Here is a 14,189-nt window from a genome sequence, read left to right as displayed (position 1 = left end):
CGTTTCCAACGAGAGGAACAGGGGGCTATTTTTTGCCGATAATTTTCCGATCACGCCCTGCGAATGACGATCTCGGTCGGCCGGTAGCTCGAACGCAGATCGTGCACCACGAGAGTGTCGACCGGATCGACGTCGCCCGAACGCGATGTCCAGATGATCTGCGCCGGCTTCTCCGGCGTCACGAGAACCGCGTTGTCGGAAAAGACTCCATAGGGATCGGTCTCCAGCGTCACGTAGAAGGCGGGCGCGGTGACGGTGATGGTGAAGCACCACTCGCCCACGCCGCGCTTTGCCGCCTCGACGACGAGGCCCGGGTCGCGAAGGCGCAATGCCTTATAGGGTGAAACCGCATGATGATCGGCATGCTCGCCGGTCGGATCGCTCCAGTTGAAAACAAGCACTTCATCGGGCGTGCCGTTGGCCGGAACGGTCAACAGCGAAATCGCCCGGTCGATCGACACCGTTTTCATGAACTCGCCGGCCGGCCGGCGAGATCCGTCGACCGAAAGCCAGAAGGCATTACCGGCCACCACCACTTCCGAGGGCGTGTCGTTGACCGCGAACAGCCCCACCGTGGCGGCGTCCTCCGACGAGATCGCTATCACGTTGACCGGGGCGAAGAAGTGCTTTGCCATCGAATGCAGCAGTTTCCAGCGACCGCCATATTCGATCGATGACCAGGAGGCCACCGGGTAGGTATCGTTGAGCTGCCAGTAGAGAGCGCCCATGCACTCCGGCTTGATCGACCGCCAGAAGTCGATGGCGGTCTTCATGGCAAGGCCCTGTTGGACCTGGCTGAGGTAGACGACGTTCTCGAAGTTCTTCGGGAAGCGGAAGTAGCGCGAAATGGTCTCGACGATGCGGGCGTTGCCGCCAGCGTTCTTCTGGTGCAGCTCCATGGCCGGCGAGGCGATGTCGAGATCCTCCTCGTCGATGTACCGGCGCAGCGTCGGCAGCGACACGAAGGATTGGAAACCGAATTCCGAGGCGAAACGCGGCCGCACACCACGATAGGCTGAGAAGGATTTGCCGGCGTGCCAGACGTCCCACATGTGCTGGTCGCCGGAGCCTTCCGCCTTCCAGGCATCGCCAAAGTCCATCGGTCCCTTCGACGGCGACGACGGCCAGAACAGGCGGTCAGGGTCGGCGCGGTTGGCGGCCAATTCGATTGTCCGGCTCAGCCGATCGTAGGCGACCAGATAGCGGTCGCGATTGGCGCGCGCCACCTCGAACCAGGTGAGGGCACCGATCACTTCGTTATCGCCGCAATAGAGGGCGATCGAAGCGTGATGCGACAGCCGCCGCACCTGATGCTCGATCTCACGATCGACCTCGGCGAGGAAAATGCTGTCGGCCGGATAGAGGGCGCAGGCAAACATCATGTCCTGCCAGATCAGAATGCCCAGTTCGTCGCAGAGGTCATAGAACCAGTCGGGCTCGTATTGGCCGCCGCCCCAGATACGCAGCATATTCATGCCGACAGCGACGGCGTCCTCGAGCAGCGGCCGCACCGTTTCCGGCGTGATGCGCGAGGGCAATGCGTCACCGGGAATCCAGTTGGCACCGCGGCAGAACAGATCGAGGCCGTTGACGCGGACCGTCAGCGGTATGCCGATCTCATCGCGCTTGGTTATCATCTCAAGGCGGCGGAGACCGATCCTCTGCCGATGCGCCGCGCCGCCGAGGGTAACGGTCAAATCATAAAGCGGCTGCCCACCCGAGCCCACGGGCCACCAGAGGCGAGGATTTTCAAGGCGCAACGTCGCGCAAGCAACGGTGGTACCGGCCGCGCAGCTGACCTGCAGGGTGACCTTTTCGCCGCCCAGCTCCACGGTGAGCAGTTCCTCACCAGTCGTCTTCGCTTCGATCCGAACTTCGACATCGACGTCGACCGCCCCGGTATCCACGTCATGGCGCTGGCGGTGCTGAACGTAGTCAATAGTCGGCAGGTCGGCGCGTTCCAGACGAATGTCGCCATAGAGGCCGAAGGGCATCATGGCGATATTCCAGTCCCAACCCGCGTGACATTGCACCTTCCTCAGAAGATTGATGTGCGGCGTTGCCTGCATCTGCGCGCTATAGGGTTGCTCGTAGGGCTGCTTGGCCGCCGCCTCGGCCGCGGCGACAACGTTGGAGCGGAAGAGAATCTCAATCTGGTTGTCGCCGTTTCGAAACGCGTCGCCGACATCGGCCCGATGCGGGCGGAACATGTTGGCCGCCGCGAGGACCAGCTGGCCGTTGATCCGCACCTCGGCAACGGTATCGAGACCGTCGACATAGATCGCCCAGGGGTGGGCGAGCGCTTCGGCGTCCATTGAGAAGGTGCGGCGGGCGATCCAATCGCGCTCGGCCGGCCAGCGCACCAACAGCTCATTCTCGCCGACGTAAGGGTCAGGCAGGATTTCAGCGGCGATCAGCGCCGAGAGCGCATCGCCCGGCAAGGGAAACGGTACGGAAATCGATTCATCCGCCGCGTGAAGCGTCCAGTTTCCTGCGAGGTCTTTCGCGGAAGCGCGATTGACGAGGTCAGCCATTGATTGTCTCGAGATTCGGTAGCCGCTGCTCCTCAGGCACGGGCGCCCCTTCCCCCGCGGAGCGACACACGCTGGGGAATCGCAATACCATAACCCGGCCGATCTAGTCGGGCAAACGAAACGATTGCGGGAACGAGAAACCACCCGATCTGGTAGCTGACATGCCTCGCCGTTCGGCCGAAGGTCACCGCCGTGTCGGCACGTGCATCTCGGCCACGGCCAATTCCTGCAACTGGGAGATATCCGTTTCGCCCTCGAGGCGGCGCAACATGAGGCGGGTCAACCGGCGGCCAGCTTCCTGCAGCGGGAAATAGAAGCTCACCGGCGTCGGTTCGACATATTCGATCAGCCGCGTGGTCGTCGAAGCGCAGAAGCCGAAGTCGGCCGGGTCGAGACCAATGTCGCGAAGGCCGGTCATCATGCCGAGCGAGGTGATATCGTTGACGCAGATGAAGGCGTCGGGCGGGCTTTCCTGCAGCATCAGATCCTTCACCGAGGCCCGCGTACGCCGGGCCGTGAGGTCGAGGTCGAGGATCAGCCTGGGATCGATGTCAATGCCGGCTTCGGCCAGTGCCTTGCGATAACCGCGCAGCCGGTATTGTGAGAACATGTATTCGGTTGGCGGATTGATCAGACAGATCCGTCGGCAGCCACTTGCCAGGAGATGCCGCACCGCGCGATAGGTCGCATCCTCGTCGTCGATGTCGAACCAGGCATGCGGCGTAAACAGCTCGGTGCGCCCGAAGGTAACGAAGGGAAAGTCGCGTTCGAGGAGGAAGCGGACGCGCGGGTCCATCGGCAGGGTATGGTCGAAGATCAGCCCGTCGGCGCGCCGACCGTCGATAATGGTCTTCAGCGCCTCGATCGGGTCGGCACCCGGGGCGAGCGGTACGGCGCTGACGGCATAGCCGGCCGCCTGTGCCACTTCATGCACGCCCTGCAGGAGACCAACCGAACCGGTGTCGGCGATATCGTCCGGCGGCACCGCCGACATCAGCACACAGATCGAGTAGGAAAGGCCGGTCCTCAGCGTCAACCCACCGACGTCTCGGACATAGCCAAGCTCGGCCGCCGCCTTTTGAACGCGTTCGATGGTCTCCTTGCGGACCTCGGGCCCGTTGCGCAACGCTCGACTGACGGTAGTGATCGACAGGTCGAGGTGGCGGGCCAGACTTTTCAGATTGAGCCGAGCACGATCATCGCCCACGTTGGGTCAACTCCGGAGACTGTCAATTGCTTCCGATCAATATCGATTTTGATGGGCCTGTCGACAGTTTTGTTGGTTCAGAATACCGCTAGCCTGCTTCTCATCGACTAGAAAATCGCGTTTCGACTTCGCGGCTTAGGTGATAGTTCTTACTGACGCACGGCTTTTTGGCCCGAATATATCACCCTCATGCCGGAGGCAGCGGCCGGCCAGCGGGCGCTGCGTAGACGTAGACCGCATAAAGCGACGAGGTCGCAGTGATGTAAAGCCGGTTGCGTTTGGGGCCGCCAAAACAAAGGTTGGACACCGTCTCGGGAACATTGATCCGGCCGAGCAGGGTGCCGTCGGCCGCGTAGACCCGCACCCCATCGCCGCTGGAGGTCCAGAGGTTGCCGGCGCGATCAAGGCGGAAGCCATCGAAGAATCCGGCATCCGAAACCGCAAATACCCGATCCTCGCCCACTGTGCGTCCGTCATCGGCAACGGAGAAAGCATGGATTGCCGGTGTGTCGGATAGCGACGTGTCGGAAACGTAGAGGATGCGCTCATCCGGTGAGAAAGCGAGGCCGTTCGGACGATCGATACCCGTCACCACCGCCGTCGTCCCGCCGGTTCGCGGGTCGTGGCGATAGACGTTACAGCTGCCGATCTCGCTTTCTGCTGCGTGGCCCTCGTAGTCGGTATCGATGCCGTAACTCGGATCGGAAAACCAGATACTGCCATCCGACTTGACCACGACGTCGTTGGGAGAATTGAGGCGCTTGCCCTCGAACCGGTCGACGATCGTTTCCCAGCGGCCATCGAAGCCGAGGCGGGAGATACGACGACCAGCATGTTCGCAGGCGACGATGCGACCGAATGCGTCGAGCGTGTGGCCATTGTGATAGCCGCAAGGATGCTCGAACACCGAGACGGCCCCGCTCGTCTCATCGTAGCGCAGGATACGGTCCTCGGGGATATCCGACCAGACGACGGCCTTGGCGGCGGGCACGTAGACGGGGCCTTCGGTCCAGCGGCCACCAGTCCACAGTTTTTCGATGGCGGCAGCGCCAATGACCAGCGACCCGAACCGGCTATCGAACGTGTCGTAGCTGCCCATTCTGTCCCCCCAGAGCATCGCCACCCAGCGGCGTCCGCCATCTCCCGGCTTGCGGGACGGCACTATCGTCATACTATTGAAAAGCGTCAAGGATCCGCAGCCGTGTCCCGGCGGTTGTTTCTTTTGCCTCGAAACGGAGTCCGCCCCATGTCTGTCGCCCTACCGCCTCGCCCGAAGGTTCTGATGGTGTCCTCGATGCCTGAATGGGATCTCGCGCCGATGCGTGCGGCCTACGACCTTGTCGAGCTGCCAGCCGGTGGCCCCGGCACTCTCGCCACCGCGACCGATATCACCGCCCTGGTCACCTCCGGTGGCCGAGGCGCCAACGCAGCGTTGATTGACGCGTTGCCTGCGCTGGAGCTCATCGCCGTCTACGGCGTCGGCTACGATAAGGTCGATCTCCAAGCGGCCTCAAGACGCAACGTCGCCGTGACCAACACGCCGGATGTTCTCACCGCCGATGTTGCCGAGATGGCGTTGGCACTGACGCTGTCACTCACCCGTCGCATCGTCGATGGCGATGCCTTCGTGCGGTCCGGAGCCTGGCCGGGAAAGGCCATGCCGCTCACCGGCAGCGTCTCGGGCAGCAAGGTGGGTATCGTCGGGCTCGGTCGCATTGGCGAAGCTATTGGACGACGTTTCGCCAGCTTCGAAACGGAAATCGGCTACTGGAACCGCTCGCCAAAGCCCTCTTCATCCTGGCGGGCGTTTCCAACGCTGGCGAGCCTTGCCGCCTGGGCCGACATTCTGGTGGTGGCGGTGGCCGGTGGGAGCGACACCTTAGGCCTCGTCGACGCCCCCACCATCGCCGCCCTTGGCCGAGAGGGACTGCTGATCAACATCTCGCGCGGCACAACCATCGATGAGGCGGCGCTGATCACCGCGCTGGAGAGCGGCAGCATCGCTGGGGCCGGCCTTGATGTATTCCTGGGCGAACCCACCATAGACCCGCGCTTTTTCCGCCTTGGCAATGTGGTGCTGTCACCGCACCAAGGCAGCGCGACCATCGCGACGCGAAAAGCCATGGGCGCGCTGGTCCGCTCCAACCTCGCGGCGCATTTTTCTGGCGAGGCATTGCCGAGCGCCATTCTTCAGCGCCATAGATGAACCGATACGCACGCGCTTTTACTCATTGAGATATTTAACACCTGATATTTTTCACCATAAAGAAAGTGAAGTCGTCTACTCTATTGTTTGGAAAACTTTAATAGCCGATTGCTATCCTCAGCTGATACGCAAGGCTGTGTGCGGATCTGAGTTCAGTTGTAAGCATCTCGGAAAGCGCAGGCTTACAAATGAAGTTTCCGAGCACTCGGGAGAAGAAGCGATGGCGCGTCTGTTCAATAATTTGTCCATCGGCTCCAAAGTATTCGTGGCCTTCGCGCTGGTCATTGCGTTACTCATTACGTGCGCCGGCCTATCGCTCTTCTCGATCAGCTCGTTCGAGCGTTCCTTCGCTCAGCACCGGAGCCGCGTCGACGAAGTGGAGCTGACGCGCGACATCGACTACGCTTTCCTCGACCTCACCGCGAAGGTTGACGCCTACTTGGTAACCGGCGGCGAAACGGCACTGTCAGGCGCCAAATCGGCCGCCGAAACCGCGCGCGCCTCGATCGCCAATGCCATCAGCAAGATCGACCAAGGCGCTCGCAAGGACAATATGACGGCCATCGCGTCGTTATTCGACAACTACAGCGCCGTGTTTACCAAGCTTGTCGAGCTCAAGACCGGCCAACAGAAGATCGTGCATGACAGCGTCGATCCGCTTGGAGAAAAACTGAAGAACGACATGCTGTTCTTCTCCTCCAAGGTCGATAAGCTGGGTAAACCGGAACTCATTCCGATCGCCACCAAGGCAACCGAGCAGTACAACGCCGGGCGTCTTGCGGTTTACAAATTGCTGAACAACGGCACGGCCGACGATCTCAAAGCGGCGGATGCCGGTTTCAACGGCCTCGTCCAGCGCCTCAATCTGGTCATCAAGGCTGTCGGCGAAGGGCAGGAGGCAGCTCAGCTCGGCAAGGTGTTGAAGTCCGCGACCGCCTATCAGGACGCCTATCGTCAGGCCAATCAGATTGCCTCCGATCTCCGTACCCTGACCTCCAAGGATCTGCTCAACGCCTCGACGGCAATCGCCAACAAGGTGGCCAGCGTCCGCTCCGCCGCCTCCATCGAATCGACATCGATCGGCGTCGCAACCACCAGCCTTCTCGACACCATTCGCCGCACGCTGCTGATCGTGGCCGGCCTGTCGGTGGTCGGCGCCGTGGCGCTGGCCTTCGTGATCGGCCGCTCGATCTCACGGCCAGTCGTGGCCATCTCTCACGCCATGGGAAAGGTCTCTGACGGCGATCTGCGGACGGTGGTGCCCGGTCTTGGCCGCAAGGACGAGGTCGGCACCATGGCCGAGGCGCTCGAAGTGTTCAAAACGAGCCTTGTCCAGGCGGCCGACGCCCGTGCCACCCGCGAAGCCGATGCGGCGGCGCAGGCCGAGTCGAGGCGCAGCGAAGTCCAACAGCTTGCCGACATGTTCGAGCAGACCGTCGGCGGCATTGCCTCCTCGCTGGCCGCCGCCGCTGGCCAGCTCAACGGCTCGGCCCAGACCCTCTCCCAGTCCTCCGCCGACCTGACACAGAAGGCATCCACCGTAACCACGGCCTCCGAAGCGGCCTCTGCCGGCGTCGGCACCGTAGCCGCCGCCGCCGAGGAACTGGCATCTTCGATCGCCGAGATCGGCCGACAGGTGAATGAATCAACCGAAGTGGCCTCGAAAGCCGTGCAGGACGCCTCCGATACGGCGGCCAAGGTGCGCGAGCTGTCGGAAGCGGCGCGGAAAATTGGCGCGGTGGTCGATCTCATCAACACCATTGCCGGCCAGACCAATCTTCTGGCACTGAATGCCACCATTGAGGCGGCACGGGCGGGCGAGGCCGGCAAGGGCTTCGCCGTCGTCGCCGCCGAGGTCAAGCAGCTCGCCGACCAGACCGCCAAGGCCACGAGCGAGATCGGCGCCCAGGTGGCCTCGATCCAGGCATCGACGGCCGATTCCAGCGACGCCATCATGCGCATCACCGAGACCATCGGCCATATCTCGAAAGTGTCCAACACGGTGGCCGGCTCGGTCCGCGACCAGGGAACCGCGACGCAAGAAATCGCTGACTCCGTGCAGAAGGCAGCGGAGGGTACCAGCACCGTGGCTTACAATATCGTCAAGGTCGGCGATGCGGCAAACGAATCGGCCGTTGCCGCGCAGGAAGTGTTGCACGCCTCGGACGCCCTCTCGGCTCAGGCCGAGCGTCTGCAGAGCGAACTCCAGCTCTTCCTCGCCACCATCCGGGCGGCCTGACGCGTCTGTGCTAGAGCCTATCCGACGAACTCAGGTTCGCCGGGTAGCCTCTATCTCCTTGTTAAGACGCAATTCCGGACGCAAAACCGGTGTCCACTTTTGCTGGAATTGCTCTAGTCGAGCCCGTTTCTAAGCGCGGCGGCGGTGGCGATCGGTGAGATCGCCGCCGCCGTCAGCGTTACGGCGACGATGAGCAGGAAGGGCGTACGGAAAGCCGCCGGATCATAGGCGACGGCGGTCGAGGCGGCGACGCCGAAGATCAGTATCGGCACGGCGAACGGCAGCACCAGGATCGGCAACAACAGGCCACCGCGTCGCAGCGACACTGTCAGACCGGCACCAATGGCTCCGAGCAGGGTCAGTGCCGGCGTACCGACCAGGAGCGTCGCCACGGTGGCGAGCGTCACATCGACAGGCATGGCCAAAAGCAGCGACAGAAAGGGAGCCGCGATGACAAGGGGCAAGCCCGTCGCGGTCCAGTGAGCCGCGACCTTGACAATCACCAGCAGTTCCAGCGACCGGCCGGACGCCACCATCAGGTCGAGCGCACCGTCGTCGCGATCGGCCTCGAACAGCCGGTCGAGACCAAGCAACGTCGCGAGTAGCGCGCCGATCCACAGGATGGCCGGTCCGAGACGCGACAGCAGGTTGAGATCCGGCCCGATGGCGAAAGGAAAGGTCGTCACCACGATCAGGTAGAACAGCACGCCCATCATGGCGCCGCCGCCAATGCGGACGGCAAGGCGCAATTCGCGGACATAGAGAGCGGCCAGCGGCGGCATCAGACCATCTCCCCAACGACAAGACGAAGCGAGCGGGCGCCGGCAAGACCAATGGTGAGGTGGGTCGCTGCGATGATAGCGCCGCCAGCATGCAGATGAGCGGCCATGAGATTGACCAGACTCGCCTCCGAGGCGGCATCAAGGGCGGCGGTCGGCTCATCGAGCAGCCACAGCGGCCGGCGCACGGCGATGAGGCGGGCGATGGCAAGGCGCCGCCGCTGTCCAGCCGATAGATAAGCCGCCGGCAGGGCGGCAAGATCGACGAGCCCTACGCTATCGAGAGCCACATCCACCGGCGCGCCGCCGTCGCTCCCCAGGAAATCCCGCCAAAAGGCGAGGTTCTCGCCGACCGTCAGGGCCGGTTTCACGGCGTCGCGGTGGCCGAGATAATGAATGTGACGGCCAACCTCGTCAGGATCGGCGACGCCGTCAGCCAGAAAGCGCACGGATCCCTCCGCCGGCCGGCCGAGCCCGGCGAGCGCCCGGAGTAGAGTCGACTTGCCGACACCGTTGGGACCGGTGACCAGGATGGCCTCGCCTCCGATAATCTGGAAATCAACGCCCTCGATCACCCGCCGGCCGCCACGGTCGACGCCGAGTGCCTCAACAACGAGACGAAAGGGCTGATAGGGCTGGCTCAAGGCTCTCTCCGGCGCGGACGGCGTCTTTTCCCAATAGAGCATCGCGGCTGGGGGCGTAAGCTGCTTTCGCTCCCGGCTTGGCCTTGGAGAGGCCAACCATGGAATGAGCTCCATATGGTAGAATTTCGTACGCAAGGTCTGGTGAGCGGCCACCTTATTCTCTATAAGGCGCAAGGAAGTCTCCGGTCGTAATCTGACCATTACGTAAACGTCAAACTGCTCGCCGGTGGCGAGGTCCTGCCCGATCGGATGCCGGCACCGCCGTCGCCCGCTGGCAAGGCGCCCCCGGCACGAAAGGGGCCCGCGCATGCCGTCGCTCGACAGCTTCAAGTCCAAGAGAGAACTTCAGGTCGGCTCTAAGACCTATGTCTACTACGACCTGAAGGTGGCGGAGGAGAATGGCCTTGCCGGCGTCTCCCGCCTGCCGGTGTCGCTGAAGGTTATCCTTGAAAACCTGCTGCGCTTTGAGGACGGCCGCTCGGTGACCGAGGCCGACATTCGCGCCATGGCCGCCTGGCTGGATAACAAGGGCAAGGTCGACAAGGAAATCGCCTACCGACCCGCGCGTGTGCTGATGCAGGACTTTACCGGCGTGCCGGCCGTCGTCGACCTCGCGGCGATGCGCGACGCCATGGTCGCCCTCGGTGGCGACCCCCGCAAGATCAACCCGCTCGTTCCCGTCGACCTCGTCATCGATCACTCGGTGGTGGTCGATTATTACGGCAGCGCCTCATCACTGGCCCAGAACGTTGCCCGTGAATACGAGCAGAACATCGAGCGCTACAACTTCCTGAAGTGGGGCCAGAACGCCTTCCACAACTTCCGCGTTGTGCCGCCGGGTACCGGCATCTGTCATCAGGTCAACCTGGAATACCTCGCCCAGACGGTCTGGACCAACGAAGAGGACAAGGTCACCTACGCCTATCCCGACACCTGTGTCGGCACCGATAGCCACACCACCATGGTCAATGGCCTCTCCGTGCTCGGCTGGGGCGTCGGCGGCATCGAGGCTGAGGCCGCCATGCTCGGCCAGCCGGTTTCCATGCTGATCCCCGAGGTGGTCGGCTTCAAGCTGACCGGCAAGGTGACCGAGGGCGTGACCGCCACCGACGTGGTGCTGACCGTCACCCAGATGCTGCGCAAGAAGGGTGTGGTCGGCAAGTTCGTCGAGTATTTCGGCCCCGGCCTTGACAGCCTGACGCTGGCCGACCGTGCGACCATCGCCAACATGGGCCCGGAATACGGCGCCACCTGCGGCTTCTTCCCGGTTGACGCCGAGACCATCCGCTATCTGAAGTTCTCCGGCCGCGCCGACGATCGCGTCGCCCTCGTCGATGCCTACGCGCGCGCCCAGGGCCTCTATCGCACCGCCGACACGCCCGACCCGGTGTTCACCGACATCCTGGAACTGGACCTTTCCACCGTCGTGCCGTCGCTGGCCGGCCCCAAGCGGCCGGAGGGCCGCGTGTCGCTCAGCGGAGCCAAGGCTGGGTTCACGACCGCCATGGAGACCGAGTACAAGAAGGTCACCGACATCGCCACGCGCTATCCGGTCGAGGAGGGTAACTTCGACCTCGGCCACGGTGACGTGGTGATCGCCGCCATCACCTCCTGCACCAACACCTCCAACCCCAGCGTGCTGGTCGCCGCCGGTCTGCTCGCCCGCAAGGCACGGCAGAAGGGCCTCGCCGTCAAGCCCTGGGTGAAGACGTCGCTGGCGCCCGGCTCGCAGGTCGTTGCCGAATATCTCAGCCAGTCCGGCCTGCAGACCGATCTCGACGCCCTCGGCTTCAATCTGGTCGGCTTCGGCTGTACCACCTGCATCGGCAACTCCGGCCCGCTGCCTGGGCCGATCTCCAAGTCGATCAACGAAAACGGCATCGTCGCCGCCGCCGTGCTGTCCGGCAATCGCAATTTCGAAGGCCGTGTCAGCCCCGACGTGCAGGCCAACTATCTGGCATCGCCGCCGCTGGTGGTGGCCTATGCTTTGGCCGGCAGCGTGCAGAAGGACCTGTCGACCGAGCCGCTCGGCTCCGGCGCCGATGGCGCGCCGGTCTATCTTCGGGACGTCTGGCCGTCGAGCAAGGAAATCAACGAGACCATCGCCACCTACATCACCGCCGGCATGTTCAAGGAAAAATACGCCGACGTCTTCAAGGGCGATGCCCGCTGGCGTGCCGTCGAAGCCGGCATCGGCCAGACTTACAGCTGGAATATCGGTTCGACCTACGTTCAGAACCCGCCCTATTTCGCCGGCATCACCATGACGCCGCCGCCGGTCACCGACATTGTCGGCGCTCGCATCCTCGGCCTGTTCGGCGACAAGATCACCACCGACCACATTTCTCCGGCCGGTTCGATCAAGGTGGCGAGCCCGGCCGGCCAGTATCTCACCGGTCATCAGGTGCGGCCGGCCGATTTCAACCAGTACGGCACGCGGCGCGGCAACCATGAAGTGATGATGCGCGGCACCTTTGCCAACATTCGCATCAAGAACAACATGGTCAAAGACGACGCAGGCAACGTGGTCGAGGGCGGCTGGACCATTCACCATCCCTCGGGCGACCGGATGTACATCTACGACGCCGCCATGCGTTACAAGGAGGAAGGCGTTCCGCTGGTCATCTTCGCCGGTGTCGAATATGGCAACGGCTCGTCGCGCGACTGGGCGGCCAAGGGTACCAACCTCCTCGGCGTCAAGGCGGTGATCGCCGAGAGCTTCGAGCGCATCCACCGGTCCAACTTGGTCGGCATGGGCATCGTCCCGCTGACCTTCGAGGAAGGCACGAACTGGCAAAGCCTCGGCCTGACCGGGCAGGAGACGGTGACCATCGAGGGCATCGCCGACGTCAAGCCGCGCCAGACGTTGACCGCCAAGATCACCCGAACCGACGGCGCCGAGATCGACGTACCGCTCCTCTGCCGCATCGATACGCTCGACGAACTCGACTACTATCGCAACGGCGGCATCCTGCACTATGTGCTGAGGCAGCTCGCCGCCTGACCCGACAGGTCAGCAAATCCGCACCCAACACAAAAGGCCCACCTTTCCCAGGCGGGCCTTTTCCTTTGATGCCTGCGTATGCGTTACGCCCGCTTCACACCCTGCAGGAAGCGATCGACGGTGGAGCGCAGTCCACCGGCCTCGCCGGACAGGGCCTTGGCCGAACTCAACACCGCTTCGGCCGCTTTGCGCGTCTCCACCGAGGCATGAGCGACACCACCGGTGTTGATCGACACCTTTTGGCTCGCAGCCGAAGCCTGCTGGATATTGCTGGCAATGGCGGCGGTCGCGCGGGACTGCTGTTCCACCGCGGCCGCGATCGCACCAGCGATCTCGTTGATCTCGCTGATACGCGTCGCGATGCCGCCGATAGCGCCCACTGCCTGGGTGGTCGCCGACTGCACGGCGCCGATCTGCGCGCCGATTTCGTCGGTGGCCCGTGTCGTCTGGTTGGCGAGAGCCTTCACTTCCGAGGCAACCACAGCGAAGCCGCGTCCCGCCTCACCGGCCCGGGCCGCCTCGATGGTCGCGTTGAGGGCCAGGAGGTTGGTCTGGCTGGCGATGCCATTGATCAGGCTGATCACCTCGCCAATCTTGGCGGAGCTCTCTGCCAGTCCCTTGACGATCTCGTTGGTGTGTCGCGCCTCTTCGTTGGCGGCGCTCGAGATGCTGCTCGATTGACGGACCTGATGGCCGATTTCGGCGATCGATGCCGACAGTTCCCCCGCCGATTCGGAGACGATACCAACGGCCGCCGATACCTGTTCGGATGCCGCCGCCAGCTCGGTGAGCTGGTGATTGGTCTGGTCGGCCGAGCCCGACATGGCCTGCGACGATGATTCAAGCTGGCCGGCAACCTGCCCCACCGTTCCGAGCGCCGACGAAACGTTGCGGTCGAACTCGGAGGTAAGTTGCTGCAATGTCGAAGCCTTGGCGCTCCGCGCCTCTTCTTCGCGCCGCGCCTCACGCTCGCGCAAGGCCCCCGAGAAGTCGGCGAGATTGGTCAGGACCACCGGTCGACCATCGACCTTGGAAAGGATAAGGGTGACCAAAACGGGAAAGTCTACGCCGTCGGTCCGACGATGAACCCACTCGAAACGCTTGTATCCCGTTGCCATCGCCTCGCCGATCAACGCCTCGGATTTGGCGCCCGACGACTGGCCATCCGGCTGTGTGGGCGGCGATAGCGCGGCCGGCGTACTGGCGGTCAAGGCACTCTTCGAGGAAGAGCCGAACATTTTAACCGCCGCGGCATTGCATTCGATGAACTTGCCATCGGCGATGACCATGACGGCATCGGGTGTGGCGTCGAAGAAGTTGACCTTGATCTTTTCGGAAAAAGTTCTGCGTCCGAACAGCGACATGCTCGCCTCATCTTGATTTCACACTTTCCCGCTAGCGGGAGCCATCAAGAACTCTACAACCTCACCGGTAAAGGATTGCTTGTTTTGCTAGTCATTTGGGGCATGACACACATAAGTAATATTGCAGATAAACTTGGCAAATCTCGTAAATACAGGCGAGGCGATCGATCGACTGCTACCGATGAGGAAATCGGGCAACTCCGGAGTATCCG

The 14,189-nt window shown here is 63.0% G+C and carries 9 protein-coding genes; 3 read left to right on the top strand and 6 right to left on the bottom strand.

The genetic code is table 11. The features are described from left to right. Nucleotides 1-50 precede the first annotated feature (50 nt). The 3 genes from AB6N07_RS03645 to AB6N07_RS03635 form a co-directional block, all read right to left on the bottom strand. Nucleotides 51-2,534, bottom strand: coding sequence for a glycoside hydrolase family 2 protein (locus tag AB6N07_RS03645; protein ID WP_370676451.1), 2,484 nt, complete (start codon nt 2,532-2,534; stop codon nt 51-53). A gap of 184 nt (nt 2,535-2,718) precedes the next feature. Next, nucleotides 2,719-3,741, bottom strand: a complete 1,023-nt coding sequence (locus tag AB6N07_RS03640; RefSeq protein ID WP_370676450.1) for a LacI family DNA-binding transcriptional regulator — start codon at nt 3,739-3,741, stop codon at nt 2,719-2,721. 187 nt (nt 3,742-3,928) lie between these two features. Beyond that, on the bottom strand, nt 3,929-4,840 hold the full coding sequence (locus tag AB6N07_RS03635; protein ID WP_370676449.1) for an SMP-30/gluconolactonase/LRE family protein: 912 nt from the start codon (nt 4,838-4,840) through the stop codon (nt 3,929-3,931). Nucleotides 4,841-4,987: 147 nt separating this feature from the next. Here AB6N07_RS03635 and AB6N07_RS03630 point away from each other — a divergent pair, with 147 nt between their 5' ends. Both AB6N07_RS03630 and AB6N07_RS03625 read left to right on the top strand, forming a co-directional pair. Then, nucleotides 4,988-5,947, top strand: coding sequence for a 2-hydroxyacid dehydrogenase (locus tag AB6N07_RS03630; RefSeq protein WP_370676448.1), 960 nt, complete (start codon nt 4,988-4,990; stop codon nt 5,945-5,947). 220 nt (nt 5,948-6,167) lie between these two features. Continuing rightward, the gene (locus AB6N07_RS03625) at nt 6,168-8,186 is read left to right on the top strand and encodes a methyl-accepting chemotaxis protein (RefSeq protein ID WP_370676447.1); all 2,019 of its coding nucleotides are present in this window, start codon (nt 6,168-6,170) and stop codon (nt 8,184-8,186) included. Between the two features lie 113 nt (nt 8,187-8,299). Here the strand turns inward: AB6N07_RS03625 and ccmB are convergent, their stop codons facing one another. Together ccmB and ccmA are read right to left on the bottom strand one after the other, a co-directional pair. Then, nucleotides 8,300-8,959 (bottom strand): heme exporter protein CcmB, encoded by a 660-nt coding sequence (ccmB, locus tag AB6N07_RS03620; RefSeq protein WP_370678187.1) that lies wholly within the window; start codon nt 8,957-8,959, stop codon nt 8,300-8,302. A gap of 8 nt (nt 8,960-8,967) precedes the next feature. After that, complete coding sequence (gene ccmA, locus AB6N07_RS03615) at nt 8,968-9,609, bottom strand: heme ABC exporter ATP-binding protein CcmA (RefSeq protein WP_370676446.1); 642 nt, start codon at nt 9,607-9,609, stop codon at nt 8,968-8,970. Nucleotides 9,610-9,916: 307 nt separating this feature from the next. Between ccmA and acnA the strand changes: the two genes are divergently transcribed. Continuing rightward, nucleotides 9,917-12,613 (top strand): aconitate hydratase AcnA, encoded by a 2,697-nt coding sequence (gene acnA, locus AB6N07_RS03610; RefSeq protein WP_370676445.1) that lies wholly within the window; start codon nt 9,917-9,919, stop codon nt 12,611-12,613. Nucleotides 12,614-12,696: 83 nt separating this feature from the next. Here the strand turns inward: acnA and AB6N07_RS03605 are convergent, their stop codons facing one another. Then, entirely contained in the window at nt 12,697-13,977 is a 1,281-nt protein-coding gene (locus AB6N07_RS03605) for a methyl-accepting chemotaxis protein (protein WP_370676444.1), read from the bottom strand. Between the last annotated feature and the right edge of the window lie 212 nt (nt 13,978-14,189).

The organism is Pleomorphomonas sp. PLEO (assembly GCF_041320595.1).
Taxonomy (GTDB): Bacteria; Pseudomonadota; Alphaproteobacteria; order Rhizobiales; family Pleomorphomonadaceae; genus Pleomorphomonas.
Note: the sequence above shows the minus strand (reverse complement) of the source record. Positions and strands in the feature narration are given on the sequence as shown.

What these genes read in the sequence shown, in the direction of transcription:
- AB6N07_RS03645 (WP_370676451.1), bottom strand. Translation starts at nt 2,534, where the DNA reads ATGGCTGACCTCGTCAATCGCGCTTCCGCGAAAGACCTCGCAGGAAAC.
- AB6N07_RS03635 (WP_370676449.1), bottom strand. Translation starts at nt 4,840, where the DNA reads ATGGGCAGCTACGACACGTTCGATAGCCGGTTCGGGTCGCTGGTCATT.
- AB6N07_RS03630 (WP_370676448.1), top strand. Translation starts at nt 4,988, where the DNA reads ATGTCTGTCGCCCTACCGCCTCGCCCGAAGGTTCTGATGGTGTCCTCG.
- AB6N07_RS03625 (WP_370676447.1), top strand. Translation starts at nt 6,168, where the DNA reads ATGGCGCGTCTGTTCAATAATTTGTCCATCGGCTCCAAAGTATTCGTG.
- acnA (WP_370676445.1), top strand. Translation starts at nt 9,917, where the DNA reads ATGCCGTCGCTCGACAGCTTCAAGTCCAAGAGAGAACTTCAGGTCGGC.
- AB6N07_RS03605 (WP_370676444.1), bottom strand. Translation starts at nt 13,977, where the DNA reads ATGTCGCTGTTCGGACGCAGAACTTTTTCCGAAAAGATCAAGGTCAAC.